This is a genomic window from Pseudomonas sp. GW458-11-26-14-LB4, assembly GCF_059423925.1.
On sequence record NZ_JBWKYU010000014.1, the window covers coordinates 147675 to 174479 of the forward strand.

The following is a 26805-nucleotide window of genomic DNA, read 5'->3' on the forward strand; positions in this document are numbered from 1 at the left end:
CCTACACTGCCTGATGCGGGGCAGTGCCGGCCATTGCCAAAACGCTCTGGAATCAGCACTCTGAACCGACTTTTGCGCCCGAAGACCGACGATCACAGGAGCCGAGCAATGCCCGCCACCGTTCTGGTACTGGTTGAAACCATCAATGACTATTTGCCGATTCTCGAGCGTCAGGGTTTTCACCTGATTCTCGCGCCGACCCCTGCCGAACGCGCGCAAGCCATCGCCACCCACGGGGCACGGATCGACGCGGTGCTGACCCGTGGCCCACTGGGTTTATATGCTGAAGAAATCGCGGCCTTGCCCGCGCTGAAAATCATCTGCGTGATCGGCGCCGGTTACGAGCAGGTCGACCTGCAGGCCGCCAGCGACCGTGGCCTGACCGTGACCAACGGCGCAGGCGTCAACGCTTCGTCGGTGGCCGACCACGCCATGGCGATGCTGCTGGCGCTGGTGCGGGACATTCCGCGCTGCGATGCCGCAGTGCGTCGCGGCGAGTGGCCGAAGATCATGCGCCCGTCGCTGGCCGGCAAGCGTCTGGGGATTCTCGGTCTGGGCGCAGTGGGGATGGCGATTGCCAAACGCGCAGGCCTGGGCTTCGACATGGAGATCAGCTACCACAACCGTCAGGTGCGCAGTGACGTGCCTTACGCGTTCTGCTCGACCCCGACCGAACTGGCCCGGGCCTCGGACTTTCTGGTGGTCGCCACGCCCGGCGGCATCGGCAGCCAGCATCTGGTGACCCGCCCGGTGCTTGATGCCCTGGGGCCCAATGGTTTCATCGTCAACATTGCCCGCGCCAGTGTTATCGCCACTGCCGACTTGATCGCCGCACTGGAACAACGTCGAATCGCCGGCGCAGCGCTGGATGTGTTCGATCACGAGCCGCAAGTGCCCGATGCGCTGAAAAACCTCAGCAACGTGCTTCTTACCCCTCACGTCGCCGGGTTGTCACCGGAAGCCACCCAAGGCACCGTTGAGCTGGTGGGCAAGAATCTGGTGGCGTTCTTCTCCGGCCAACCGGTACTGACGCCGCTCCAGCTACCGCCAAAACTCAACAACCAGCGCGTGCACTAAAGCACGCCGAGCAAGGTCCACAGACGCCGGGATTCGGCGTCTGCCGAAATCAGCTCGCCGAGCAGCTCGCTCAACGGCTTGTTGCCCCACTCGACCCCACGTCGGATCAGATACGGCACCGGGCTGTGGGGTTCGGTGCGGGCCAGGTACTCGGCGATCAGCAGCAATTGCCGATAAGCCTCTTCTCGACTGGCCGGTTCGCGCGGCACTGGCGCGGCTTCGGACGTGGCCGCGACAGACGCTTCAACCGGTGAAACCGCGACCGGCGCAGGCGGCGGTGCCGACAGTGGTTGTTGTGGGTGCATGGCGATGAACTCCTGAACCAGTATCAACAACGCTTGAAGGGTGTCCTGCAACGGCCCGAGCCCCGGCCCCTGATCTCCCAGATACGCATCGCACCAGGCATCGAGACGCTGCAGGTGTTGCAGGCTCAGCAGCAGATTGCCTTGATGGCGCAGCCAGAACGCCATGGGCGTGGCACGCACCTGCTCGATGAGTTTCTTGTGCTCGCTGCGCGCCGTTTCGGCCGACGCCTTGGCGCCTTTGGAATCGTTGGCCTGCACCTGCTGCACCTGAATCCGCCGCCAGGTTTCGAGGGTGTAGCCCTCAAAATCGCTGTTGTTGGCGCCAAATAAAGGCACCCGGGTCAGCAACACTTCGCTGTAGCGACGCACTAGCCATTCCAGCGGAATCGCCCGCCACGACTGGTCACCGTCGTCGGCCTGCGGATGCAGATGTTCGGGATAGCGCTCACACAGACCGGCAATCAGCGCCAGACTGCCCGGCAGTCCATCGAGTGCCTGCAAATGCAGCCAGGCCTCGCCCAGCCAGGCACTGAGCATCAGGTCCTTGCTGCGCTCGAGCAATAACGTGGTGGTCAGCCGCTCGACTTCCGGCCAGTTGGCCCGTTTCAGGGTCGACTGCCAGACACCCGTGGGCAAACTCGCGTCGTCCTCGCGGCGCAGATCGCGCAACTGGTCGTACTCGCGCTCATAGCGCAGATCCGCACCACAGGGCGCGTCGTCGCTGATGGGCGCGAGCAACTGATCGATCAGGTCCGGCAACGGGGTCGATGGCAGGCTCACAAATCCTCCTTCTGGACTTCAAGGGCGGCGGTGGTGCCGGTCACCTGGAACGGTGAACGCGGCGCGCGGGTCGGCAATGGTGGAATCGAAAGCGGCAGTTTCGAGCCCTGGCTCATCAGCGACACGCGCACGAACATCCGGGTGAATTCGCTGGTGACGCTCTCGTTCTGCGCGGTAACCGGCAAACGCAGGCTCAACGGAAAATCGGTGTAATCCATGCTCGGCTGGCGCTGCACCGAGAAGTGCGCGCGCATCAGGCGCAGCAGCGACCACGGCCCGCCATACTCCCAGCCGGCCTCCAGATCACGCACCATCAGGTTCGGTTGCAGCGGATCGTTGACCGGGCGCTCCTTGCCGTTGCGCGCCCAGCGCAGGGTCAGACGGATCGGCTGGCCGGGCATCCAACGCAGGTTCGGCTGATCGGCAGCGGGATAGCTGATCTGCTGATTGCCGGCCAGCAAGCCCCAGGCAATCACTTGATCGGCGCCCTTCTCTTCTTCGCGGTCGGTGCGCCAGCGTACATCCAGCTCGACGCCTAGAATGCCGCTCTTGTCGCGCACGAACAGCGGTGTCAGCCAGACGCTGGCCTGTTTCACCCGGTTGAGAAAATCTTCTGCCGCCAGCCGCTCCGGGGTCTGGCTCAGGACCAGTCCGGCCTGGGCCACCGGCAAGCGCTTGTCGATGATTTCCAGAAAGTGCTGGACCCGCGCCGGGTCGGCATCCTGCGCCTGCACGCCGCTGGCAAACGGAAAGCGGTCGGCCAGGTATTGATTGAAGTAGGTGGCCAGCTCGTTCCACGCGGCGGCCGCCTGTTGCTGTTGCAGAAACTGGCAGCGTTGCAGGGCCGACTGTTGCAACTCCACCGCCCGCATCGCCAGGGTGCCGCGCCCGCCGGTCAGATTGGCGGTCTGCAACACCTGCACACAGGAGCCGGTGTCCATTTCAATGAAGTCGCGGCTGACCAGTTGCTCGATCTGCGCCGGCGAACTGGCGGGGTTGGAATCCTTGTACTTGAGCAATTCGTCATTGAGCGCGCTGAACTGGGTCACGCGCTCGTAATCCAGCGCCGACAGATTGCCCTGCTGGGTCTTCAGCCATTCCAGCGCCGGGGCGCGACGCTCGGTGATGCCGAGCATGGTGTTGAATTGCTGCTTGAGGCTCAGCTTCAGATCCTGCACATCGCTGGCGCCGTAGAGTTGCAGGCCAAGGTTTTTCGAGCCGTCCCACTGGCTGATTTCCGTACGGCCACCGAACAGCGGCTGCGCGGTGATTTCATCCAGCCCGCCAACGATCTGCGCCATCGCCCGGCGGTTCAGCGCCCCTTGCAGACGTGCCGCCAGATCACTGCGATGGACTTCGATAAAGGCTTTTTGCAGGTTCATCGCCTGCACGGCCTGCACGTTGAACACCGCGTAGGGATGAGTCTGGTCATCGTGATCCTTGAGACTCAACCACATCGCTTGCGCGGCGGCAGTTTCGGCCGCTTGCAGCAATGCTTCGCGATAGGCCGGCGGAATGCGCGGCAACTCTTCGGCGACGTAGCTCTTGTAGCTGGCGAAATAATTCAGCGACTCGTTGAGGTCATCGCCGTCCACGGTCTGACCCTGCCTGTTGACGCTGTCCTGACTGGCGCGCAGGGCAATCGAGACGAAGTCACGCTTGAATAGCGCCTGCACCGCGTTGTTGAGCTTGACCACCTGATCCTGCAACGCCAGTTGCCCGCTGCCCTGCTGCACCAGCAGATTGCCCCGCGAACCCACCTGGGCGATCCATTGATCGCGAAAACTCTGCTGCAACTTGCCGGCCTGCGCATCAAGCTGCTGCTCTACGGGCGGGCCCAGCAATGAACTCTTGCGCACCTTGTCGAGAAATTCGCGATAACCCGGCACCAGTTCCTGACCCTTGCCGCGACTCCAGGTCGAGTTGGTCAGGGCGATCGCCGCTTGCAGGTCGTCGATCAGCGCGCGCAGGTCTTCCAGTTCGGTGAGGCTGTTGCCACTCCCGGCTTCAAGCTGTTCCAGATGCAACTTGAGGTAGCCGGCCTTGCTGACGAAGTTGTCGGCCAGAAAATACTGATCGAGCCAGCGCTCCATCAGCCCGGTGAAATTACTCACGATCAACGGCCGTTCAACGCTCAGATCCAGCGCCTGCAAGTCGCCGCCATCACTGGCTGCGAGCAGCCGGTTGTAGTAGGCGGCATGGGGCAAGGTGCCGGCGTTGAGGTTGAGTGACAGCGCGCTGTTGCTCAGCTGCGCCAAATCCTCCAGCGGCGTCCGCTGATTGTTCTGCACCTGAGCGAACAACTGGTTCTGTTGTTCCAGACGCAAGGCCCGCTCGACCAGATCCGTGGCCTTCTGATAATTCTGCCACTGCGCCGGGTCTTCGCTTTCGACGCTGGTGCGCCGGTCGGTGGCGCGGATCGCCTTGATTTTCGCCAGCTCCGCGACCAGCAGATCGTGCAGCGGTTGCAGCATGTGGCGCTGGGTCGACTTGAACACTTCCTGTTCGAGTCGCCCGTCCAGCGAGGAAAACCACGACGTCGGAAAGGCCAGCGAAACGTAGTGCCAGTGCGGCGCCCGTTCCAGCACCCGCCAGAAGTTCTGCACGTTGCGCCGGGTCGGCTCGACCCGATGCTCGTCGTCGGTGACCGTCACGTAATTCTTCTGCGCGCCTTGCAGCAGCCGCGCCAGTTCATGAGCGTCCTTGACCGATGCGTGCCAGACCCAGAGCATCGCCACCGCCCAGACCACACCGACCACCAGCGCCACCCCGGCGGTGACTCGCTGCCAGCGCTGGCGCAAGCGCATCAGGCGCGGCACGCCTTGGGCCAGTCCGCGTTCGCCGACGATTCGCTGGCGCCACAACTGACGCACAAACGCACTTTGCTGCAGGCCGCTGTCATCGGCAGAAAAACCGTCCAGCGCATCGTCGGCCGGCTGATTGGCCGTCAGGTAAACGCCACGAAAACACGGTGCTTCGCCCTGAGCGTTGCCTTGAAACACTGGCTCCAGCACGTTCTGCAAACCACGGCGCAGGGTTTCCAGACGTTCCGGCAAGGCGTACAGATCGGCACTCAGATGCCCGGACAAGGTGCCGATTTCGATCACCGCTTCCGCCACCGCGCGGTGCAGCCGATCCAGCGCCTGATCACTCCATTGCCCCTGCCACACCGCATCGCGGGCATAAGGCGACGACCAGCCCAAGGTGCGATCGCGGGCCTCGTCCGGCAAGGCGCTGATCAGCTCCTGAAATCCCGGCAGTTCTTCCAGCCCGGTGATGACCACGTACACCGGCAGGCTCAGACCAAAGCGCTGCAACAGATCGATGAAACGCCGACGCGCCGCCAGACCGAGCTGCGTGGCCTGTTCCAGATTGCTCAGCCGACTGACCGGCACCGTCCAGATCACCCCGTCCAGCGGCCGCTTGCTGCGCAGGCGCAGGATCAACCCGAGCAGGCGCCACCAGCCGCCGCGTTGCAGGTGCATGCCGTCTTCCGGCAGGAACAGCGCCTGCGGCACCACCAGCACCGCGCCTTCGGAGTCCGACCACCAACGGCCGAACCACGCCGGTTTGTCGGTGGGTTGCAAACGCCACTGACTGGCGAGTTGCGCACCCTGGGTTTCATCGCCGAGCATCAGCAGCCACGGCATCTGATAACGGTCGTGGGCGCCCTGCTCCTGTTCCATGTGCCGCACGGCGGCGTAGAAACTGCGGATCGCCGCGCCGCTCTGGGTGCGCAGCCACCACACCGCCACCGCGATGATCACCAGCAGCAGGAGGATGGCGACCGCCCAGGCCACGATCGTCAGGGTACTCATGAGTCTTGCTCCGGCGCCGTCAGCGTGTCGGGCGCCTGCAACACCGGCTCCAGTTCCTGACGGATGTCGCGCCACAGAAACTGCCCGAGCCCGGTCAGCAGCAGAATCATCGCCAGAATGCCCAGCGCCAGACGAAAGCCGTCGGGCAGCACCGTGCGCACCGGCAACTGCAAGGGTGTCGCCAGCGAAGGCTGTACCAGACGCTGACTGACAGCGGCGTAATCGGCCTCCTCCTGCCAGGCAAACGTGAACAGCGCCCGCCGCCATTTTTCCCGTTGCACCTGACCCTGCTCACCGCGCAGGCGTCCGTGGAAACCGAGGATCAGACACTGCAAATAGACGTTGGCCAGATCGCGGGTGGTGGGCTGCTGTTCATCGAGCAGGGTCTGGATCGCCGCCGGCACTTGCTCGCCGGCCTGACGGCTGGAATACAGTCGCGACTCCAGAGGTTTTTCCTGCCACGCGCTCTGGCCCGGCCACGGGCTGAACAACAGGGTCTCATCGACCAGCGCGACAAAGGCATACACCAGCGCCTTGACCTGATCGGTCGCCGAATCACCCACCTTGGCAAACGCGGTACGCCACAGCCGTTGCGAAGCCTGGGTCGAGAGTTCGACCACGGTTTCGACCAGCGCCGCTTCGTCCTCGCTGTCCTTGGGCAACTGGCTCCAGTCCTGCGACCACTGCTGCCAGGTGTGGCGGAACGCACTGCTCAGCGGAGCGTCCTGCAACCCGAGGCTTGCGGCACTTCCTTGCGACATACGACGTTCCTTGTGTGATCAGGCACGTTCACTGTTCTGGGCGACAAACAACACCACTTGCCACGGACTGCTGGTCAGCCGGGTGGCCGGCGCGGCAATCATCAGCGGTAGTTGCGCGTCGAACCAGCTACCTTCGGCGGTCACCACGAACAGCCGGGTGTCGTCGCCGACGCTGTAGGCCACCTGCTCGCTGCGGCTCATGGCCTGATGCGTCAGACCGCTCATGCGCTGGCGGCTGAGCAACGCGATGTGCGGCGCCGAAGCGATGATCGCGCCGCGCAGCCATTCACCGGCCGCCTGCTCGCTGGCACCGTTGGGCATGCGCAGGCCGATGACCAGACGCTGGCTCGGTTGCTCGTCCGGCAACTGAATGGAAAAGCTCTGCTCGCCGCGCTCGAACGCGATGCTGCGGTAACCGGCGCGGATCAGTTCCAGGGTGTTTTCCAGCCAGTCGAGCAACGGTTCGTAACCACGCTGCAATTCGAGAAAATCCAATGGCGCAAAGGCCGGTACGCCCGCCAGCGGATCCAGCGCCGACCACGCACCGGCGAGTCCCAGCAGTTGCACATAAACACTTTGCGGATGAGCGACACGGCTGATCAGCGCCCCTTCCACTTCCGGCAACCGCGCCCACAACGCCGTCATCTGCCGGCGGATTTCCAGCGCGTCATCCTGATTGCCGGCCTGCAGCGCCTGGCGCAATCGCCCGCCGAGAAACAGGCACTTCTCCCGCGCCCGCGCGCAGAGCCCGGCCACCCGTCGACCCAATGGCGATTCCGGCAACAGGACCGGTGTCGGCGGCGTATACGGCAACGGCAGGAAACCGCCGCCCTCCTTGCGGATTTTCAGCAGCGGCAGGCAGATCGAATCGGCTTTGTTCAGTTGCGTACACAGCCGTGGATTGGGACGCCACACCGTGATCGATTCAGGAAATTCACCGCTGGTAAGATCCGGTAACGCCTCGCCGACCACCGATTGCAGACGCCCCTTGAGTGGTAGTAACTGTCCGGCGCGCCACAGCGGACTGATCGCCAGATAAACCGTCACCGTCGCATCGTCCGTGGCGTCGATCGCGGCAGCGACGTCCAGCTCCAGCGTCGGGTCAACGCCGACTTGCAGATTGACCGGCAGACCGTCCGGCATCGTCCCTTGCAACGACAGCACCCGCACCACCCCGGCGCTCATCGCCGACGGGTCGAACTCCATGTGACTGACGCCGAAAAACCACGGATTGCACGCCTGAGCCAGATGCGCGCCGAGCGCCTCGGCCCGCAGGCCCTGTAACTGAAAATGCTGTGGCAGCAATTGCATGCCTTCATGCCAGCAGACCGCGTCAGGTAGCAGACTCATACGACTCCCTTCGACTGCACCGCGAACCGGCGGCGGACGGTGTGTTTCAGTTTTCCTTGCTGACCAGGCTCATCTCGCGACTGTCGAACTTGAGCCATGCGTCGCTCTGATCGTCCAGCCGCAGGCGGTGCGCTCCGGGAGTGTTATAGCTGGCGAAGACCAAAAGTCCAGCCGCCCGCTTGCCCCCCAAAGGGAACGGCTGGCGGTCGATGAATTGCCCCGGCACCAGCTCCAGCCCCCACACGCTCATCAGCTGACGATAGTCGCGCTGGTACTGCTCGCGCTCGGCAAACCACTGACGGGCACTGATGCCCGACAGTTGCTTGAGCAGATCCGGATCGTTGACCGCGATGAAATCCACGGCTATCGGGGTGTCGTCATTGGCCTTGGGAGCGACGTCGAGGGTCAGGCTGTCGAGATCGACTTTCGGCCCGAAAAACGAACAGCCGGCGAGCAGCGCAAACCCGATCGTTAGAAAAAGTCGTGCAGACAAAATGAATTTTCCTTTTCGCCAGTCAGTCCAAAAAAGTTTTTCGCTTGCATTTTTATAGACCTGTTCTAGCGTCTTGGGTAGTTCGGTTCCTACAGCCGAATGAGGAAGGTTTGTCAAAGGAACGACAGGTCATCTGCCACCCTTTCTAACCTGTGGTCCAGCAAGGGAAAGCGATGAACGGGCCTCCCCGATGCATTGCGCCCGCTCATCGCATCGGAGTCCGCCGACATGGCAGAAAGTACCCAGCACAAGCTCGACCGGGTTCGCCCGCCCCGCGTGCAAATCACCTATGACGTCGAAATCGGTAATGCCATCGAGAAAAAGGAATTGCCGCTGGTGGTCGGCATCCTCGCCGACCTCTCGGGCAAGCCGCTCGAACCCTTGGCAAAACTGACCGAACGCCGTTTCACCGAAATCGACCGCGACAACTTCAACGACGTCCTCGCCTCCATCGCGCCCCGCGCCACGCTGCAAGTCAACAACACCCTCAGCGGCGACGACAGCAAGCTCAACATCGAACTCAACTTCAAGCACATCGACGACTTCGACCCGGTCAAGGTGGTGGAGCAAGTCACGCCGCTGCGGCGCCTGTTCGAAGCCCGCCAGCGCCTGCGCGACCTGCTGACCAAACTCGACGGCAATGACGATCTGGACAAGCTGCTGCGCGACGTCATCGCCAACACCGAAGGCTTGCAAGAGATCAAGTCGGCCCGCCCGGACACCGCTGTCCCGGCCGCTGATGCCGAAGCTCCGGCCGAACCGCAAGCCTGATCGTCCACCTGACCGAGGAAGAATTCGCCATGCCCGCCGCCGCCCAGAATCAAGCCAGCGAAAATGCTGCCGCCGAGACTTTATCCCTGCTTGATCGAATCATCGCCGAGGGCCGCATGGCCCATGACGACAGTCAGCAGGATTACGCCCGCGACATGCTCGCGGAATTCGCCACCCAGGTACTCGACGAAGGCATGGCCATCGACAAGGACACCGTGGCGATGATCAACGACCGCATCAGCCAGATCGACGAGCTGATCAGCGCCCAGCTCAACGAAGTGCTTCACCACCCGGATCTGCAAAAACTCGAAGCGTCCTGGCGTGGCCTGCACATGCTGGTGCAGAACACCGAAACCAGCACCCGGCTGAAACTGCGCCTGCTCAACGTGACGCAGAAAGAGCTGCAGAACGATCTGGAAAAAGCCGTCGAGTTCGACCAGAGCGCGCTATTCAAAAAGATCTACGAAGAGGAATACGGCACCTTCGGTGGCCATCCGTTCAGCCTGCTGGTAGGTGACTACACCTTCGGCCGGCACCCGCAGGACATCGGCCTGCTGGAGAAACTGTCGAACGTCGCCGCCGCTGCCCACGCGCCGTTCATTGCCGCCGCCAGCCCGCGCCTGTTCGACATGAACAGCTTCACCGAACTGGCGGTGCCGCGTGACCTGTCGAAAGTGTTCGAGAGCCAGGAGCTGATCAAGTGGCGCTCGTTCCGCGAAAGCGAAGACTCGCGTTACGTCTCCCTGGTGCTGCCGCACTTCCTGCTGCGCCTGCCTTACGGCCCGGACACTTCGCCAGTGGAAGGCATCAACTACGTTGAAGACACCAACGGCACCGACCACAGCAAATACCTGTGGGGCAACGCCGCGTGGGCGCTGTCGCAACGTATCACCGAAGCCTTTGCCAAATACGGCTGGTGCGCGGCGATCCGTGGCGCTGAAGGCGGCGGCGCGGTTGAAGGTCTGCCGGCGCACACCTTCCGCACCAGCTCCGGTGATCTGTCGCTGAAATGCCCGACCGAAGTGGCGATCACCGACCGCCGCGAGAAGGAACTCAACGACCTCGGCTTCATCGCCCTGTGCCACAAGAAGAACAGCGACGTCGCGGTGTTCTTCGGCGGCCAGACCACCAACAAATCCAAGGTCTACAACACCAACGAGGCCAACGCCAACGCACGGATCTCGGCGATGTTGCCGTACGTGCTTGCGGCCTCGCGTTTCGCCCATTACCTGAAGGTGATCATGCGCGACAAGGTCGGCAGCTTCATGACCCGCGACAACGTGCAGACCTACCTCAACAACTGGATCGCCGACTACGTGCTGATCAACGACAACGCACCGCAGGAAATCAAGGCGCAGTACCCGTTGCGTGAAGCGCGGGTGGACGTCACCGAAGTCGCCGGCAAGCCTGGTGCCTATCGCGCGACGGTATTCCTGCGGCCGCACTTCCAGCTCGAAGAGCTGACCGCGTCGATCCGCCTGGTCGCGACCCTGCCGCCACCGGTAGCCGCCTGACCTGCCTGCGCCCGCAGGATTTCCTGCGGGCGCGCCCCTGTTTGCCTGGCACGACACCTTTCAGGAGTTTCAAGCGATGGATGCAATCATTCTCGACCTCGGCGGCGACATCAAAGGCGACAGCCTGCTCGAGGGTTACGCTGACAAGATCGAAGTCATGTCCTACAGCCACAACGTGGCGATGCAAGTCACCAACGACGTCAGCAACTCGGAGCGCACCTCCGGCAAGCCTCACGTCGGCGAGTTCACCCTGACCAAATTCGTCGACACCTCCACACCGTCCCTCAACGAATACTGCTGCGCCGGCAAGCCGATCCCGGAAGCCAAGATCACCATCGGCCGTAACGCCGCCGAAGGCAGCGGGCAACTGCTGCCGTTCATCATCTACACCCTGACCAACGTGGTGATTTCCAACGTCAGCGTCAGTGGCGGTACCGGCGGCAAACCGGTGGAAACCCTGTCCCTGAACTTCACCAAGATCAAATGGGAACTCACCGCGCAGAAAGACGACGGCACCAAGGAAGGCACGGCTGCCTCGACCTGGGACATGGCCGCCAACAAGCTCGTCAGCTAACCCGGCGGCGCGGCCATGGCAGGCACCGGCTTACTTCCACCGCTGTTCGAACGCCTCGCCTGGAGCGAGGGCGACGGGGCGCGGGAGTTCGATCGGCAGGATTTGCTCGACTCGGTGCACACCGAGCTCGGGCGCCTGTTCAACACCCGCCGTGGCCCGCGCCCCCTGACCTCCCCGCCCAGCGTCATCGACTACGGCATCGCCGACTGGAGCGCCCTGCAACAACAGCGCAGCGATGACCGGCGTCGTCTGGCGCGGGACATTCGCGAAGCCATCACCCATTTCGAACCGCGCCTGCTGCTCGGCGAGGTTCAGGTCAATCCCCTGCCCGAGCACCCGCAGCGTTTGAGCATTCGCCTGACCGGTGAATTGCGCAGCGGCTCGCAACACTGGCCGGTGGCATTTGTCATCGAGCCCGGCAACGAAGGGCTGGAGGTGCGCCATGAGCGACTCGATTGACCCGCAATTGCTCGACTACTACCAGCGCGAACTGACCTGGCTGCGACATGCCGGCGGACAGTTTGCCGAACGCTATCCGAAAGTCGCACGACGGCTGGAACTGTCCCCCGGCGAATGCCCCGATCCGCACGTCGAACGATTGCTGGAAGGTTTCGCCCTGCTCGCCGCACGTCTGCAACGGCGGCTGGATGACGACTACGCCGAATTCAGCGACGCGCTGCTCGAACAGCTTTATCCCCTGGCCATGCGCCCGTTGCCGTCGTGCGCGATCGTCCAGTTCGAACCGGACCCGAGCAAAGGCAACCTCGACGGCGGCTATCCCCTCCCCCGGGACACGCCATTGTTCGTCACCACCAGCAAGGGCGAGAGCATTCACTTTCGCACCAGCGCCGCCGTGCGTTTGTGGCCAGTCGAAGTCAGCGAAGCCTTGTTGCTGGGTAGCGATGAAGCCCAGGCGCTGACCGGTGTGGCGCAGTCCCGCTCGGCGTTGCGCCTGAGTCTGCGTTGCCTCGGCGACAGTCAGTGGTCCGAGCTTGGCATCGAACACTTGCGCATTCACCTGGCCGCATCACCAGTGATCAACGCCAGCCTCTATGACCTGCTCGGCGCCCACGCGGTGCAGGTGCTGGCCGGCTCGCCGGGGAGCATTCCCGCCGGCGTGAAAGGTCTGCCGAAGATGGTTGGTTTCGCCGACGACGAAGTGCTGCTGCCGGACGAAGACGGCGTGCATCCGGGCATGCGCCTGCTGGCCGAGTACTTCGCGTTCCCGGACAAATTCCACTTCTTTGATCTGCCACTGTCCGGCGTATCGAGTGACAGCCAGACGCTGTATCTGTACATCGTTTTTGATCGGGCCCCGGCCGGCCGATTGCACTTGCAGGCCAGCGATATAGCGCTGGGCTGCGCGCCGGTGATCAACCTGTTCCCGCGCACTTCGGAGCCGCTGCGCCCGGACGGCACCCGCAGTGAGTATCGACTGATCGCCGACAGCCACCGGGAAAACAGCGTCGAGATCCACAGCATCCGCAGCGTGCGCGCCAGCTCCGCCAGCGGTGTGCAACGGCTGCCGGCGTATTTCGGCAGCCAGCACAGCAGCGGTGACCGGCAACGTTACTGGCATGCGCGGCGGGTCAACGGGCAGACGCCGAACCGGCTCGGCAGCGATCTGTTGGTCAGCGTCGTCGACACCCGTTTCGAACCGCAGACCGATCTGCCCGATTACAGCCTGACCGCCGAACTGCTCTGCACCAATCGGCATCTGGCCCAGAGCCTGCCCGCCGGTACGCCGCTGGGTTTCGAACGGCCGGGTCCCGTGGCGTGGGCACGCCTGCGCAATCCGCCGAGCCCGCAAAGCCTGCCGCGACTGAATGGTGATTCGCGCTGGCGGCTCGTCTCGCAACTGACCCTCAATCATCTGTCGCTGGTCGAAGGGCCGCAGGCACTGGATGCGCTGAAGGAAATCCTGACCCTGCACAACCTGCGCGATGAAGCCAGCGCCCTGCGCCAGATTGAAGGTCTGCTGAGCCTCGGTTGCGAACGGGTAATCGGCCATGTCGGCGCCGACGCCTGGCGCGGCTGGCGCAACGGGCTTGAAGTGCAATTGCAGCTCGATCCACAGCATTTCGTCGGCAGCAGCGCGGTGTTGTTTTCAGCGGTGCTCGCGCAATTCTTTTCGGTGTACGCCACGGCCAATCGCTTTGTGCGCACGGTGCTCATGCAGGCAGACAAGGAGGTCAAGGCATGGCAACCCCAAGCCGGCATGCCCCTGTCGCTCTGACCCTGAGCCAGCGCCTGCGCCGTGATCCACAGGCGTTCGAATGGTTGCAGGCGTTGCTGTTGCTGGAGCGCGAACAGCCCCAGGCCGACGCCCTTGGTTCGGGTACATCGCCACAGGCCGAAGCGCTGAAATTGCGCGGGCCGCTGACGCCGTTGTTCGCCGCCAGCCAGATCGAAAGCCTGGAAGAAAACCCCGGTGAACCGCTGACCCTGAACTCGCCGATGTTCGGCCTCGGCGGCCCCGACGGCCCGCTGCCTTACGCCTATCAGGAATGGCTGCAACAACGTGCGCGAGCCAAGGATCATGCGCCCGCCGAGTTCCTCGACCTGTTCCAGCATCGGCTGCTGAGCCTGCTGTACAAGGTGATGCGCAAACACCGGATCGCCCTCGGTTTCACCACGCCCGGCGCTTCGCCCGTGCAGGCGCAATTGCGGGCGCTGACCGGTTTGCTGCCAAAATCCTTGCAGGAACGCCAGGCGATTCCCGACTGCGCCGTTCTGGCCTGCACCGCGTTGTACGCCGATGGCCGCCGGTCATTGGCGGGGTTTGCGGCGATTGTCCGTGAGCAGTTTTCCGTGGCGGTGGAACTGAGCGCTTACGAGGGGGCGTGGCGTGAGATTCCACGTGCCAGCCGCAGCGTCATGAAGGCCGGCGGACGCAATCTGCAGCTCGGCCGCAGTGCTGTCGCCGGTACTCGGGTCTGGGATGAACATGCCGGAATTCGTCTGACGCTGGGGCCGCTGCCATCGACGCAGGCCGCGCGATTCCTGCCGGAAGGCGAAGCGCATCCGGCACTGGCCAGCCTTGCTGCGCTGTATTTCGGCCCGGATCTGGACGTGAAACTGGTGCTGCTGGTACGCGGTGCGGGGCCGCTGCAACTCGGCCGACAAACCCCGGCCCTGCTGAGCTGGAACGGTGGCCTGCAACGCCAGACCAGCCTCGCCGTGCAACGGATCGAAACCCGCCTGCGTCAGCTGGAGATTACCTGAAATGGAACTGGCCAGCCTGATCGGACGCCTCAACCCGGACAACCGCCGCGCCCTCGAACGTGCCGCGCAACGGTGTTTGCAGCGCGGGCATCACTTTGTCGAGATCGAGCATCTGTTGCTGGAGTTGCTGGATATCGAGGGTGGCGATTTTGCTTTTCTGCTGCCGCGCTTCGGGCTGGAGCGTGATGCGCTGACGGCGGAGATCAACAAGGCGCTGGACCTGTTCAAGACCGGCAGCACGCGCACGCCGGCGCTGTCTTCGCACACGCTGGGATTGTTGGAAGACGCCGTGGTGCAGGCGAGTGTGCTGGGGATCGACAGCATTCGTTCCGGCTTGCTGTTGCTGGCGCTGATCGATCGCGACGAACGCCGCAGCCTGCTGCTCAACAGCGCGTCGTCATTGCTGCGAATTCCGAAAGAAGCGCTGCGCGCAAACCTGCTGGAATGGACGGCAAACTCCCGTGAGCACGTTGGCCCGCGCTCTGTGTCTTCGGGGAGTCCAACGCCACGGCAAGACTCGGTGCTCGATCAATACACCCAGGACCTGACCGCCGACGCCCATGCCGGGCGCATCGACCCGATCGTCGGTCGCGATGGCGAAATCCGCCAGTGCGTCGACATTCTTCTGAGACGCCGGCAGAACAACCCGATTCTGGTCGGCGCACCCGGAGTCGGCAAAACTGCCGTGGTCGAAGGCCTGGCACTGCGCATCGCCGCCGGGGATGTGCCGCCGTCGTTGCAGGAAGTCAGTTTGCGGGTGCTCGACCTTGGTTTGCTCCAGGCCGGGGCCGGGGTCAAAGGCGAATTCGAACAGCGGCTCAAAGGGGTGATCGACGCAGTTCGCAGCGCCGACAAGCCGATCATCCTGTTCATCGACGAGGCCCACACCTTGATCGGCGCTGGCGGTGCCGAGGGTGGCAGCGACGCGGCCAACTTGCTCAAACCCGCGCTGGCCCGAGGCGAATTGCGCACGCTGGCCGCGACGACCTGGATGGAATACAAAAAATATTTCGAGAAAGACCCGGCCCTCGCCCGCCGCTTCCAACTGGTGCAGGTGGAAGAGCCGGACGAAACCACCGCCGTGGAAATGCTACGTGGCGTCGCCGCCAAACTCGAACAGCATCACGGCGTACAAGTGCTGGATGCCGCGATCCACGAAGCGGTGAAACTCTCGCACCGCTACATCTCCGGCCGCCAGTTGCCGGACAAGGCCATCAGCGTCCTCGACACCGCCTGCGCCCGGGTCGCCCTCGGCCAGCATGATGTACCGCCGCCGCTGGAGAGCCTGCGCCACCGTCAGCAAAGCCTGAAAGAGGAAGTCGAACGTCTGCGCCGCGAACAAGCCACGGGGCTCGATCACCGCGAGCGCATCACCCTGCTGGAAAGCGAATCGAAGACCAACGTCCAGGCCATCCGCGAACTTGAAACCCGCTGGAGTGAAGAGCGCGTGGCGGTGCGTGAACTGCTCGACACTCGCCGCGAATTACTTGACCTCAGTGAACGCGCCGACAGCGACAAACCGGATGAAGCCACCGACAGCCGCATCGATCACCTCGCCGCCGAACTGCTGCGCCTGGAAGCCGGCCTCGATGCGATTCGCCAGGACGATCCGCTGGTGCCCGAACAGGTCGACGGCAAAACCGTCGCCGCCGTGATCGCCGGCTGGACCGGCATCCCCGTCGGCAAAATGCTCGCCGACGAAGCCCACGCCGTGCGCACCCTCGGCACACGCATGGGCCTGCGAGTGATGGGCCAGAGCACTGCGCTCAACACCATCGCCCAACGATTGCAGGCCTATCGTGCGGGTCTCACCGATCCGCAAAAACCGGTTGGCGTGTTTCTGCTGGTCGGCCCCACGGGCGTTGGCAAAACCGAAACCGCGTATGCGCTGGCCGATGCCTTGTACGGCGGCGAACGCAACCTGATCAGCATCAATCTCTCGGAATATCAGGAAGCCCACACCGTCAGCCAGCTCAAGGGCGCACCACCCGGCTATGTCGGTTACGGCAGCGGCGGCGTGCTGACCGAAGCCGTGCGGCGCAAACCGTATTCGGTGGTGTTGCTGGATGAAATCGAAAAGGCGCATCCGGATGTGCTGGAAGCGTTTTACAACGTGTTCGACAAGGGCTTGATGGAAGACGGGACGGGGTTGGTGGTGGACTTCAAGAACACCGTGATGCTCGCCACCAGCAATGTCGGCGCCGAACTGTTGCTCGATACACCGACTGCACAACTCGGCTCGGAAGCCTTCAACGAGGCGCTGCACAAAGTCCTCCTGCAAGCCTTCCGCCCGGCTTTTCTGGCACGCATGACGGTGGTCGCGTATCGGCCGCTGGATGAGCAGACGCTGGAAGGGATTGTGCTGGCGAAGCTGGAAAAACTGCGGGGCCGTTACAAGGCGGCTACCGGCAAGCAGTTCGAGTTTGATTCGGGAATCGTCAAAGCCGTGCTCGCCAAATGCAGCGCAGCAGGCGCGCGGGATGTCGAGAACGTGCTGATGACGCAGGTGACAGGGAAATTGGCGGAGTGGGTGTTGGAGTAAATGACGTACTGTCATTGAAAGCTAAAAAAATACAGGAGTTAATGGAATGCCGTTACCCAGCGCGCCTCAACAGAGACCTGTTATCAACGTTTTGTCACCGCACAATCCCAACCATCTCTGCATCCTCAGTGTTGTGCTGGGTGTCATCGGGCAGCATGTCACCACCAAGAGCCCGGAAGAGGTACAGGCCTACACTCACCCTGGTGAAAGTACCATTTATGTTGCAGCGAACAAAAATGGCGAGTCATTGATTGCCGCCTGTGAGGTGCTTCTAACCGCCATACACCCCGGTGGTAGTAATGCACTCATGGAAGCGGCCAGAATTCTCCATGTGTTGTTCTCGGAAACGGACCGAGTGATCAATCAGAACATCCCGGAATACGAGTTGCAGGAAAGCTGGCTGAAGAGCAATCAGGTTGGTAATAAAAATGGCAATTGGGCGACAGACGAAAACTCCAAACTGGTCAGATGGAAGTTTCTCGATCGCGCGCCGATCATTCCTGACACCAAACTTTACGTTACCAACATGCTCAGCAAGACCGCGGAGGAAAAGGCAAAGGTCGCCGAAAAAATTCTTGAATTGACCTACAACCCCCGCCTCAACACCAAACAACTCAATAACCTATTGAATTTGGTCAAGGCATTCAAAGAGCAGAAACCATTGCCACGTACGGTGGTGCTGAGCCCGATAACAAAAATAACCAACACTCCTCCAACACCGCATGCCCTGCAATATGTAGAGAATGATGGCTACCATGCGGAAATTTCGCTGATGCGAGCTTTGATTATCGGCAGTGGCTTCAAACCCGTTATCAAGGGAAATCTGGGCGGTAAAAAAGCCGCATGCGCAAAGTGCAGTGCCTGGTTCAGCAAGGTTAAAACGCTGTCGGCGAATCAGATTGATCCTTCTTTTCCAAACGAAGCTGAATTCGGTAATTTGCGACCACAACGACAATCACCTACCAATTGGGCGGCGCCAAAGTTCTCCCCCCACGTTTTTTCCTCGACTGACTTCACTGTTTTCAAAACGGTGTATGAAGGCGCCGGCAAGGTCACGACAAGCGCAGAAGAAGAACTCATGGAATTCACTTGAGGCTGGTCAGCCCATCACAACAGAGTCGCCAACGTCTACGTTCAGGGGATTTAGGGGATTTAAGGGGACAGATTTATTTATGCGAAACAAATAAATCCGTCCCCTTCAGGAGAGCAGCAAGCCTATTGGTAAATTTTCAAGATTGCAGGCCTTTAACGGGACTAACGCCAATGCCATTGAATCCGGAATACAAATCCACCACTGTCAACGTAAACGGTAGCAACGTCACGGTGCCTCTTTATGCAAAGGCAACTTTGACATCGACCAACATGACCGGCGGCTCGGGTCCGGATCAGTCCTTGCGACCACCGGGATTCGTGTCCGGTACTTGCCCGGAACATCATCAACGAGGGCATCTGATTGGAAACAAGCTGGGCGGCAGCGGAACCGATCTTCGGAATCTGGTAACACTGACCGAAGGTAGCAACCATCCAATCATGTATGAGTACGAAGCCATGGTTTACGAGTACGTGAAGAAGAATCCCGGGATCGAGTTTGTGTATCAAGTCACCGCACAGTACGACACCTCGCGCTACTTGGTTGCGCAAGTTGCACCCGGTGGTTCGACATCCGGGGCTGCCAACAATCCTTACTGCCCGCTTCCCTGCCCGGAATCTTTACGAATCGACTTTTTCTACGCAGAAGCACCTGGAAAGTTGAATTACCCATTGATATATCGGGTTTTGACGGAGCATGGTGAAGGCTGGAACACTGGACCGCTCTATATTCTCAACGGCGTGTACAAGTTTCACGAAGGTAGCCCGAAACATGTCGCCCAAGGCTGCTGGGCATCGTGAGGTGACTATGAGCTTCGATATTTTCCCGACACTCGAACACGAGATAAGGCTGAGCCCTCCTGAGCGCGCGGTCACACTGATCGCTGCCTGCAATACCAATGAAATCGGCCGATTCAATGTTCGTGAAACCGTCTATCAAACACTCATTGGCTCCAGACCCGAACAGCGAAAAACTCAGTCCTGGATATTTACCTCCAGTGTGATCCGCGCACAGACGGACAGCCGCGATCGGGTCATGGTGTTTGTCAGCGTCAAGAAAAAATATTTGAAAAAAGTATCTGACTCACTCAATGGATGGAGCTGCCCCCACGGGACGCCAATGCAGGTCATCAAAGTTCAACATGGCATCGCATCCTCACAACTTGTTTTTGCGAATTCTTGATCGGAGGCAATGCGGATGCCCCGCTCCACCGACAGCAACACTACGCTCTCCCTCACCGCCACCTCGCTGTCGGCGCTTTACCCTGAGTCGCTCTCCGGTGAGGAAACCCTGAACAACCTCGGCGTTCAAACCCTCAACGGATTGAATGACGGTACCTCGCTCACCCTCACCAGCGCCGTTGCCACCCACGTCACCACCACCCTGCACAACGACGCTCAATTGCGCCCGTTCGATGCCTTGGTCGCTGAAATTCGCCAACTGCCTGCCGATGCCACCGCCGAGCGCTATCAGTTGGTTTTAAGACCGTGGCTCTGGTGGTTGACCCTGGCCAGCAACAACCGGGTATTCCAGAACCTCGCCACCTCCGACATCGTCACCACAATCTTCAAAGCTCACGGTTTCACCGATTTCAAACTCTCACTGACCGGCAGTTACACCCCACGTGAATACTGCGTGCAGTACGGCGAAACCGATTTCGCCTTCGTCTCGCGCCTGCTGGAGGAGGAAGGCATTTTCTGGTTCTTCACCCACGAGGACGGCAAGCACACGCTGGTGCTGGGTGATAGCAACGATGCTTTCGTACAGATCCCCAACGGGCCGAAGGTCAAGTATCTGGGTCAGCAATTGGGTGAGCGCGAGCTGCACGGCATCCGCTCAGGCCAGGTGTGTCTGCAAGCGGTGGCCGGGGTGTACAAGGCGACGGATTACGAGTTCACCACGCCGACCACTTCACTCTATGGCCAGGCCGAAGCCGTGGCCGGGCCGCGTTCGATCTATGAGCATCCCGGCGGTTACAACGCCAAGGCTCGGGGCGATGCGTTGACCAAGCAGCGGGTCGACGGTTTGCGCAGTGAAGAGAAACGCTTTGTTGGCGAGAGCGACTGTCGCTGGCTGATTCCAGGCCACTGGTTCACCCTCGACGGCCACGAAGACGCGAGCCTGAACATCGACTGGGTCGTCACTCGGGTGACCCATGACGCCAGCCACGAAAGCTATCGCAATCGCTTCGAGGCGATCCCCAAGGCCACGCCGTTTCGTCCGCAACGCCTCACGCCCAAACCGCGCATGCACCCGCAGACCGCCATCGTAGTCGGCAAGTCCGGCGAGGAAATCTGGACCGACGAATACGGCCGGATCAAGTTGCAGTTCCCGTGGGATCGCGACGGCAAGAATGACGAAACCAGTTCCTGCTGGGTGCGCGTGGTGCTGCCGTGGAGCGGCAAGGGCTTCGGCATGCAGTTCGTGCCGCGGATCGGTCAGGAAGTCATCGTGACCTTCATCGACGGTGATCCGGATCGGCCGCTGGTCACCGGATGCGTGTACAACGGCGACAACGCCCTGCCCTACGCCTTGCCGGCGAACCAGACCCAATCCGGGATCAAGACCCAATCGTCGAAGGGCGGCGGTGGTTTCAACGAACTGCGTTTCGAGGACAAGAAAGACGCCGAAGAAGTGTTCCTGCAAGCGCAGAAAGATCTGAAGATCAACGTGCTCAACGACACCACCGCCACCGTCGGCCACGACGAAACCCTCACGGTGCAGAACGCCCGCACCCGCACGGTCAAGGAAGGCGACGAAACCGTGACGCTGGAGAAAGGCAAACGCAGCGTGACGATCCAGACCGGCAGCGACAGCCTCGATGTGAAGGACAGCCGCACCGTGAAGGTCGGCGCCGACCAGAACCACAGCACCGGCGGCAATTACACCGATAAGGTCACCGGCGACTACAGCCTGACGGTGGACGGCAACCTGACGATCAAGGTCAGCGGCACCCTCACCCTGCAAAGCGGCGGCAGTTTCACGATCCAGAGCGGTGCAGATCTGGCGACTTCGGCCAGCACTTCGATCACCCAGAAGGCCGGCACGGCCATGACCAATCAGGCCGGTACTTCACTGGACAACAAGGCCGGAACCACGCTGACCAACGACGCCGGCATCAGCCTGACCAACAAGGGCGCTGCCTCACAGACCGTGGACGGCGGCGGCATGCTGACCATCAAGGGCGGGCTGGTGCAGGTCAACTGACAAGGAGAAGCCATGGCGATCACACCACTGGATCTGCAGCAGGATGACAAACACCTCAAGGGGCGTTTGCAGGACGGTCAACTCGATGGCCCGTTGAACATCAAGGATGACGGGCGCCCGCAGGCGGATCTGAATTACAGCCAGGGCGAATTGCAGGGCACGTCCCTGCTCTATCACCCCAATGGCAAGGTTTCGGCGCAGATGCCGTTTGTGCGTGACAAGCTGCAAGGTATCGCCAGTTTCTATGCGCCCGAAGGCTGGTTGCAGCGCAAGGCCAGCTATCGGCGCGGGTTGTTGCATGGCGAGGCGTTCAATTACTTTCCGGACGGGCAAGTGGCGGAGGCCGAGTTCTATCGCGATGGCGTGCGTGAGGGGCGCTATCAGCGCTTTCATCCCAACGGCAAGCCGGCGGTGGATGCGCGTTATCTGAATGGGCAGTTGATGGAACCGGAGCAAGGGTTTGCCGAGGACGGGCGGCCGCTGGATGCCGATGGCAAACCGATTTCCCGGGTGCGCTGGTGGTTTCGCAAATGGACGGATCCGCAGCAGGCCTGAAAAGCCCCCTCACCCTAGCCCTCTCCCGAAGGGAGAGGGAACCTATCCGGGAATATTGGCGAGTTCCACCGACGTGAAAGATTTGCGCTGAATCCATAATCGGCTCGGTCGATCAGGTCGATGTAAGCCGAATGACACCTCGGTCGGCTCCCTCTCCCTCCGGGCGGTCCGACGTTTCGGGAGGGCTGGGGTGAGGGCCATGGATTTAACGACAAGCGAAGAAGCTCAGGGAATCAACATCTGCATCTGCCCCGGCATCACGATCTTGATCACCCCCGCCCAGTTGCACATCAACGTGCTGTTGGCATCGATCGCCGGCATCCCGCCCAGCAGCAGGGTCGGCGCGCCGCCGGGGATCCACGGCGTGGCGGTCGCCGGAATGCACGGCATCGGCGTCAGTACACCCAATGCTGCAGCCGTGGCGGCGGCGACCATCGGGTTGGCCATGCTCATGCACATGCCGAACGTGGTGACGTTGACCAGCGGAATGTGATCCATGATGTTCGCCGCCGGCATCCCGCCGGTCAGCGTGCGGTTGACCGGCAGCACGTTGAGCACCGCCGGTGCGGCGCCGAAACTGCATTGCAGGGTGGCGCTGGCACAGACTTGCGGGCAGCCCATTTCAAAGCTCCTTCGTGAACAAGGCATACGCGCTAAACCTTAGTCGCCAGCGGCCCGCCGCGCACATTCCCAAAGGTGATTATCGTCCAACACGCTAACCTATAAGACCGAACCGCGCTTGTGACGACCCGAGCGCGCCATTAGATTAGCCAATGATGTCTGGCCTCCAAAATAAGCAGAAGGGATAAGCATGGCGCTTACTGACCAGTCCACCCGTATCCGCTCCGGCGAAGAACTCGATGCCAGCCTGATCGATCCGTACCTCAAGGCGAACATTCCGGGCCTGACCGGCACGCCGCAGATCAGCCAGTTTCCCGGTGGCGCGTCGAACCTGACCTACCTGCTGGAATACCCGGACCAGGAATTCGTCCTGCGTCGTCCGCCGTTCGGCCACAAGGCCAAGTCCGCCCACGACATGGGCCGCGAATTCCGCATTCTCAACCAGTTGCGCGACGGCTTCCCGTATTGCCCGAAAGCCTACGTGCACTGCACCGACGATTCGGTGATCGGCGCCGAGTTCTACGTGATGGAACGGGTCAAGGGCATCATCCTGCGCTCGGACCTGCCGCCGGAGCTGGGCCTCGACTCGGCCAAAACCGAAGCCCTGTGCAAGAGCTTCATCGACCGTTTCGTCGAACTGCACCGCGTCGATTACAACGCCTGCGGCCTCGGCGATCTGGGCAAACCGGAAGGCTACGTCGCCCGCCAGATCAAAGGCTGGAGCGAGCGTTACGAAAAAGCCCTGACCCCGGACGCACCGCACTGGGAAAAGGTCAAAGCCTGGCTCAACGACAAGATGCCGGCCGATCACCCGACCTCCAGCATCGTGCACAACGACTACCGCTTCGACAACGTCATCCTCGACCCGAACAACCCGATGCAGATCATCGGCGTGCTCGACTGGGAACTGACCACCCTCGGCGATCCATTGATGGACCTGGGCAACACCCTCGCCTACTGGATCCAGGCCGACGACCCGGCACCGGTGCAACTGATGCGCCGCCAGCCAAGCCACGCGCCGGGCATGCTGACCCGCCGCGAATTCGTCGACTACTACGCCGAGCGTTCGGGCATCCAGATCGACAATTTCGACTTCTACTACACCTACGGCCTGTTCCGCCTGGCCGGCATCGTGCAGCAGATCTACTACCGCTTCTTCCATGGCCAGACCCAGGACAAACGCTTCGCGCAGTTCATTCACATGAACAAACTGCTGGAGCAGATGAGCCTGCAGGTCATTGCCAAATCCAGCCTCTGATGACGGCGTTATAACAAGGCTTACTACAAGGGAATCCCATGTCCAAGACTCAGTTGTTCGACCTCGACGGCAAGATCGCTTTCGTCTCCGGCGCCAGCCGTGGCATCGGTGAAGCCATCGCCAAACTGCTGGCCCAGCAAGGGGCCCACGTCATCGTTTCGAGCCGCAAACTCGAAGGCTGCCAACACGTGGCCGACGCCATCATCGCCGCCGGCGGCAAGGCCACAGCGGTCGCCTGCCACATCGGCGAAATGGAACAGATCAGCCAGGTCTTCGCCGGGATCAAGGAACAGTTCGGCCGCCTGGACATCCTGGTCAACAACGCCGCGACCAACCCGCAGTTCTGCAACGTGCTGGACACCGACCTCGGCGCCTTCCAGAAAACCGTCGACGTGAACATTCGCGGCTACTTCTTCATGTCGGTGGAAGCCGGCAAGCTGATGCGCGAAAACGGCGGCGGCAGCATCATCAACGTGGCGTCGATCAACGGCATTTCGCCGGGGATCTTCCAGGGCATCTACTCGGTGACCAAAGCCGCCGTGATCAACATGACCAAAGTCTTCGCCAAGGAATGCGCGCAATTCGGCATCCGCTGCAACGCCCTGCTGCCAGGCCTGACCGACACCAAGTTCGCCTCGGCGCTGGTGAAAAACGACGCGATCCTGAAACAGGCCCTGACGCAGATCCCGCTCAAGCGCGTAGCCGACCCAAGCGAAATGGCCGGCGCCGTGCTGTACCTGGCGAGCGACGCCTCGAGCTACACCACCGGTGTGTCGCTGAACGTGGACGGCGGTTTCCTGTCCTGATCCGCTTCTGACGCAAAACAAAAGGCAGCCCAAGGGCTGCCTTTTTCATGCCTCCAGAACCTTCGGCAACTGCCAGCCAAAATGCACCGACAACAACCGCAACAACAAACACGCCGCCCCCGCCAGCAACGCAGCCGCCACCGGCGGCACACCCAGCCTGCGCCCGACAATCAACACCGCCGCGCCGACAAACGCCGAACTGGCATACAGATCCGCCTGCAACACCACCGGCACCCGCGCCAGCACAATGTCACGCAGCACCCCGCCACCGACCCCGGTAATCGTGCCCATCAGCATGGCCACAAACGGCGAGATCCCGAAATTCAACGCCTTCTGCGCCCCGGCCACCGCAAACAACGCCAGCCCCGCCGCATCCAGCACGATCAGCGTCGAACCGGACCAGCCCAGCACCCGCTCATGAAAAACAAATGCCACCCCGCCCATGGCAAACGCCAGCGCCGGATAGCGCCAGTCCGCCACAGCCTTGGGCGGCGCCGCACCGATCAACAGATCACGCGTCACCCCGCCACCGAGCGCAACGATGAACGCAATCACCATCACCCCGAGCAGATCGAGCTGACTGCGCATCGCCGCAATCGCGCCTTCAACCGCAAACACCGCCGTACCGACCAGATCGGCCACCAGCACAATCCACTCGACCCGCGCCTTCACAGGCGCCCGGCTTATTGAGTGACGCAACGGGTCTTGGTGATGTGTCGAGTCACTTGCCCGTCGGCATACGCATCACCGGCGACCTCGGTATTCTCCATGACCTGACAAGTCCGCTCAGGCGGCGGAGGCGGTGCTGCCGGCGGAGGGGGTGGAGGACTGGCGCAACCACTGAGCAGCACCAGACCGACAGCCGACAACAACGAAAAACACACGCGTTTCCCAGGATTGTTCATAGGATGACCCGCGATGAATGGAAGAAAACTCCCGTCGCCGAGCAGGACAACGCCCGGTTATGGAAACCGAACCACTCATTCCTTATAGACCAGTGGGGGGTGAGTGCCAGTGAAATGGTGGGATTGGGGGGGATTGGCTGTCGATTTTGGGCGGAGTTGTTGATTGGATCGTGGATTCTGACAAATCGAGGACAGCCTCAAGATCCAGCCCTCACCCCAGCCCTCTCCCAGAGGGAGAGGGAGCCTACGGGGTTGTTGATTCGAGATACATCGACCTGAACCATCGAGGCGAACTCAGGTTTTGAAGAGCACACACGTCGGCTTCGTGCTCTTCACCACTCACCACGATGAGCGTTAGCTCGAGTAGAGCTTTTGATCGCAGGGCCCGTCGGCAGGCTGAGTGGAGGGATTGATCCGGGGGTGGGAGCGCAGCGACCGTGCGGCGCAGCCGCATGCATCGAGAGGAGGTGCAGCGAAGCAAACCGTAGGCGATGCCCCCGGATCAATCCCGGAGCGAAGGGACATCGAGCCAAAGCGAGGTGCCGAACGTCAGGGTAAAGACTTTTTGGTTACTTTTGAGGCGTTTGTCAAAAGTGACCCGCTGTAAGAGCGGAACCGCCAGCCGCAACACCCGAAGAAACGGATACACACCCAAACCCAAAAACAGCATGGTCGGCCCAAAGGCCGCCAAGCTCAACTGGGCGAGCGCAAAGAATTACTCTCAAGCTCATACCGCAACTCACCAATCAAAGCATCCACCGCCTCTGGAGTTCGCAAGGCACCAAGACTCAACCCACTAATCACCAGATCCACCCGCCCCGAAACCGGCTCATAAAGCTTCACAGTCAGCGAATGATCCCCATCCACCACACACTCACAAGCCAACGGCGAAAAACTACGCTCAAGCCGAGCCCGCAACTGCGCCAGATAAATCATCGCGCCAGCTCCACACGACCAGACTCAACAACCAACAACACATTCATAAAGGGCTGATCCATTAACAGGTTCCAAAAAGACACGATCACCAAAAAAATGCATCGCACCTCAACAGACTAAGAACACCCCGCCCGATCAAACACCCGAATTTGCACCCCCTGAACTAGTGCATTTGCACCTTACCGCAGCCCCCGACCGCCCCCCGCAAACAACCCAC

The 26805-nt window shown here is 61.5% G+C and carries 23 protein-coding genes; 15 read left to right on the forward strand and 8 right to left on the reverse strand.

Features of this window, described 5'->3' with window-relative positions:
• Positions 1 to 108 precede the first annotated feature (108 nt).
• The gene (locus AC07XZ_RS19460) at positions 109 to 1077 is read left to right on the forward strand and encodes a 2-hydroxyacid dehydrogenase (protein ID WP_085746105.1); all 969 of its coding nucleotides are present in this window, start codon (positions 109 to 111) and stop codon (positions 1075 to 1077) included.
• Here AC07XZ_RS19460 and tssA read toward each other — a convergent pair.
• The 5 genes from tssA to AC07XZ_RS19485 are packed head-to-tail and all read right to left on the reverse strand — an operon-like array spanning position 1074 to position 8584.
• The gene (tssA, locus tag AC07XZ_RS19465) at positions 1074 to 2162 is read right to left on the reverse strand and encodes a type VI secretion system protein TssA (RefSeq protein ID WP_102687023.1); all 1089 of its coding nucleotides are present in this window, start codon (positions 2160 to 2162) and stop codon (positions 1074 to 1076) included. The two genes, AC07XZ_RS19460 and tssA, sit on opposite strands and share 4 nt — an antisense overlap.
• Positions 2159 to 5980 (reverse strand): type VI secretion system protein, encoded by a 3822-nt coding sequence (locus tag AC07XZ_RS19470; RefSeq protein WP_102687022.1) that lies wholly within the window; start codon positions 5978 to 5980, stop codon positions 2159 to 2161. The genes tssA and AC07XZ_RS19470 overlap by 4 nt, the downstream gene beginning before the upstream one ends.
• On the reverse strand, positions 5977 to 6741 hold the full coding sequence (locus tag AC07XZ_RS19475; protein ID WP_102687021.1) for a DotU family type IV/VI secretion system protein: 765 nt from the start codon (positions 6739 to 6741) through the stop codon (positions 5977 to 5979). Before AC07XZ_RS19475 ends, AC07XZ_RS19470 begins: the two co-directional genes overlap by 4 nt.
• A gap of 18 nt (positions 6742 to 6759) precedes the next feature.
• Positions 6760 to 8091 (reverse strand): type VI secretion system baseplate subunit TssK, encoded by a 1332-nt coding sequence (gene tssK, locus AC07XZ_RS19480; RefSeq protein WP_085746101.1) that lies wholly within the window; start codon positions 8089 to 8091, stop codon positions 6760 to 6762.
• 46 nt (positions 8092 to 8137) lie between these two features.
• Positions 8138 to 8584, reverse strand: a complete 447-nt coding sequence (locus tag AC07XZ_RS19485) for a hypothetical protein (RefSeq protein ID WP_039767163.1) — start codon at positions 8582 to 8584, stop codon at positions 8138 to 8140.
• Between the two features lie 228 nt (positions 8585 to 8812).
• On the opposite strand from AC07XZ_RS19485, the gene tssB reads away from it, so the two are divergent.
• From tssB to AC07XZ_RS19545, 12 genes are all read left to right on the forward strand, one after another.
• The gene (gene tssB, locus AC07XZ_RS19490; protein WP_007958861.1) at positions 8813 to 9355 is read left to right on the forward strand and encodes a type VI secretion system contractile sheath small subunit; all 543 of its coding nucleotides are present in this window, start codon (positions 8813 to 8815) and stop codon (positions 9353 to 9355) included.
• A gap of 29 nt (positions 9356 to 9384) precedes the next feature.
• On the forward strand, positions 9385 to 10869 hold the full coding sequence (gene tssC, locus AC07XZ_RS19495; protein WP_007958864.1) for a type VI secretion system contractile sheath large subunit: 1485 nt from the start codon (positions 9385 to 9387) through the stop codon (positions 10867 to 10869).
• Between the two features lie 76 nt (positions 10870 to 10945).
• Positions 10946 to 11443, forward strand: coding sequence for an Hcp family type VI secretion system effector (locus tag AC07XZ_RS19500; protein WP_007958866.1), 498 nt, complete (start codon positions 10946 to 10948; stop codon positions 11441 to 11443).
• Positions 11444 to 11458: 15 nt separating this feature from the next.
• A complete protein-coding gene (gene tssE, locus AC07XZ_RS19505) occupies positions 11459 to 11902 on the forward strand; it encodes a type VI secretion system baseplate subunit TssE (RefSeq protein ID WP_102687020.1) in 444 nt (147 codons plus the stop codon).
• A complete protein-coding gene (tssF, locus tag AC07XZ_RS19510) occupies positions 11886 to 13679 on the forward strand; it encodes a type VI secretion system baseplate subunit TssF (protein ID WP_102687019.1) in 1794 nt (597 codons plus the stop codon). The genes tssE and tssF overlap by 17 nt, the downstream gene beginning before the upstream one ends.
• Positions 13643 to 14668, forward strand: coding sequence for a type VI secretion system baseplate subunit TssG (gene tssG, locus AC07XZ_RS19515; RefSeq protein ID WP_102687018.1), 1026 nt, complete (start codon positions 13643 to 13645; stop codon positions 14666 to 14668). Before tssF ends, tssG begins: the two co-directional genes overlap by 37 nt.
• A 1-nt stretch (position 14669) precedes the next feature.
• Positions 14670 to 17210 (forward strand): type VI secretion system ATPase TssH, encoded by a 2541-nt coding sequence (tssH, locus tag AC07XZ_RS19520; RefSeq protein WP_085746097.1) that lies wholly within the window; start codon positions 14670 to 14672, stop codon positions 17208 to 17210.
• Between the two features lie 46 nt (positions 17211 to 17256).
• Positions 17257 to 18303, forward strand: a complete 1047-nt coding sequence (locus AC07XZ_RS19525; protein WP_102687017.1) for a hypothetical protein — start codon at positions 17257 to 17259, stop codon at positions 18301 to 18303.
• A 170-nt stretch (positions 18304 to 18473) separates the two neighbouring features.
• Entirely contained in the window at positions 18474 to 19100 is a 627-nt protein-coding gene (locus AC07XZ_RS19530; RefSeq protein WP_007958878.1) for a DNA/RNA non-specific endonuclease, read from the forward strand.
• Positions 19101 to 19107: 7 nt separating this feature from the next.
• Positions 19108 to 19482 carry a hypothetical protein gene (locus AC07XZ_RS19535; protein WP_007958880.1) on the forward strand — a complete coding sequence of 125 codons (375 nt, stop codon included), beginning with the start codon at positions 19108 to 19110 and terminating at the stop codon, positions 19480 to 19482.
• A 15-nt stretch (positions 19483 to 19497) separates the two neighbouring features.
• A complete protein-coding gene (locus tag AC07XZ_RS19540) occupies positions 19498 to 21507 on the forward strand; it encodes a type VI secretion system Vgr family protein (RefSeq protein WP_102687016.1) in 2010 nt (669 codons plus the stop codon).
• 12 nt (positions 21508 to 21519) lie between these two features.
• Positions 21520 to 22062 (forward strand): toxin-antitoxin system YwqK family antitoxin, encoded by a 543-nt coding sequence (locus AC07XZ_RS19545; protein ID WP_102687015.1) that lies wholly within the window; start codon positions 21520 to 21522, stop codon positions 22060 to 22062.
• A 225-nt stretch (positions 22063 to 22287) separates the two neighbouring features.
• Here the strand turns inward: AC07XZ_RS19545 and AC07XZ_RS19550 are convergent, their stop codons facing one another.
• Positions 22288 to 22683, reverse strand: a complete 396-nt coding sequence (locus AC07XZ_RS19550; RefSeq protein ID WP_007958887.1) for a DUF4280 domain-containing protein — start codon at positions 22681 to 22683, stop codon at positions 22288 to 22290.
• 190 nt (positions 22684 to 22873) lie between these two features.
• On the opposite strand from AC07XZ_RS19550, the gene AC07XZ_RS19555 reads away from it, so the two are divergent.
• A complete protein-coding gene (locus AC07XZ_RS19555; RefSeq protein WP_102687014.1) occupies positions 22874 to 23941 on the forward strand; it encodes a phosphotransferase family protein in 1068 nt (355 codons plus the stop codon).
• Positions 23942 to 23979: 38 nt separating this feature from the next.
• Positions 23980 to 24747 (forward strand): SDR family oxidoreductase, encoded by a 768-nt coding sequence (locus AC07XZ_RS19560; protein WP_085687598.1) that lies wholly within the window; start codon positions 23980 to 23982, stop codon positions 24745 to 24747.
• Positions 24748 to 24792: 45 nt separating this feature from the next.
• Here AC07XZ_RS19560 and AC07XZ_RS19565 read toward each other — a convergent pair whose 3' ends face one another.
• Complete coding sequence (locus AC07XZ_RS19565) at positions 24793 to 25446, reverse strand: trimeric intracellular cation channel family protein (RefSeq protein WP_219733634.1); 654 nt, start codon at positions 25444 to 25446, stop codon at positions 24793 to 24795.
• A gap of 899 nt (positions 25447 to 26345) precedes the next feature.
• Positions 26346 to 26588 (reverse strand): DUF1652 domain-containing protein, encoded by a 243-nt coding sequence (locus tag AC07XZ_RS19570; RefSeq protein WP_084776931.1) that lies wholly within the window; start codon positions 26586 to 26588, stop codon positions 26346 to 26348.
• Positions 26589 to 26805: the final 217 nt, after the last annotated feature.

Bases quoted from the DNA above. Each gene is read 5' to 3' on its own strand.
- AC07XZ_RS19460 (WP_085746105.1), top strand. From the start codon at position 109: ATGCCCGCCACCGTTCTGGTACTGGTTGAAACCATCAATGACTATTTG.
- AC07XZ_RS19470 (WP_102687022.1), bottom strand. From the start codon at position 5,980: ATGAGTACCCTGACGATCGTGGCCTGGGCGGTCGCCATCCTCCTGCTG.
- AC07XZ_RS19475 (WP_102687021.1), bottom strand. From the start codon at position 6,741: ATGTCGCAAGGAAGTGCCGCAAGCCTCGGGTTGCAGGACGCTCCGCTG.
- tssK (WP_085746101.1), bottom strand. From the start codon at position 8,091: ATGAGTCTGCTACCTGACGCGGTCTGCTGGCATGAAGGCATGCAATTG.
- tssB (WP_007958861.1), top strand. From the start codon at position 8,813: ATGGCAGAAAGTACCCAGCACAAGCTCGACCGGGTTCGCCCGCCCCGC.
- tssC (WP_007958864.1), top strand. From the start codon at position 9,385: ATGCCCGCCGCCGCCCAGAATCAAGCCAGCGAAAATGCTGCCGCCGAG.
- AC07XZ_RS19500 (WP_007958866.1), top strand. From the start codon at position 10,946: ATGGATGCAATCATTCTCGACCTCGGCGGCGACATCAAAGGCGACAGC.
- tssE (WP_102687020.1), top strand. From the start codon at position 11,459: ATGGCAGGCACCGGCTTACTTCCACCGCTGTTCGAACGCCTCGCCTGG.
- tssF (WP_102687019.1), top strand. From the start codon at position 11,886: ATGAGCGACTCGATTGACCCGCAATTGCTCGACTACTACCAGCGCGAA.
- tssG (WP_102687018.1), top strand. From the start codon at position 13,643: ATGGCAACCCCAAGCCGGCATGCCCCTGTCGCTCTGACCCTGAGCCAG.
- tssH (WP_085746097.1), top strand. From the start codon at position 14,670: ATGGAACTGGCCAGCCTGATCGGACGCCTCAACCCGGACAACCGCCGC.
- AC07XZ_RS19525 (WP_102687017.1), top strand. From the start codon at position 17,257: ATGCCGTTACCCAGCGCGCCTCAACAGAGACCTGTTATCAACGTTTTG.
- AC07XZ_RS19530 (WP_007958878.1), top strand. From the start codon at position 18,474: ATGCCATTGAATCCGGAATACAAATCCACCACTGTCAACGTAAACGGT.
- AC07XZ_RS19535 (WP_007958880.1), top strand. From the start codon at position 19,108: ATGAGCTTCGATATTTTCCCGACACTCGAACACGAGATAAGGCTGAGC.
- AC07XZ_RS19540 (WP_102687016.1), top strand. From the start codon at position 19,498: ATGCCCCGCTCCACCGACAGCAACACTACGCTCTCCCTCACCGCCACC.
- AC07XZ_RS19545 (WP_102687015.1), top strand. From the start codon at position 21,520: ATGGCGATCACACCACTGGATCTGCAGCAGGATGACAAACACCTCAAG.
- AC07XZ_RS19550 (WP_007958887.1), bottom strand. From the start codon at position 22,683: ATGGGCTGCCCGCAAGTCTGTGCCAGCGCCACCCTGCAATGCAGTTTC.
- AC07XZ_RS19555 (WP_102687014.1), top strand. From the start codon at position 22,874: ATGGCGCTTACTGACCAGTCCACCCGTATCCGCTCCGGCGAAGAACTC.
- AC07XZ_RS19560 (WP_085687598.1), top strand. From the start codon at position 23,980: ATGTCCAAGACTCAGTTGTTCGACCTCGACGGCAAGATCGCTTTCGTC.
- AC07XZ_RS19570 (WP_084776931.1), bottom strand. From the start codon at position 26,588: ATGATTTATCTGGCGCAGTTGCGGGCTCGGCTTGAGCGTAGTTTTTCG.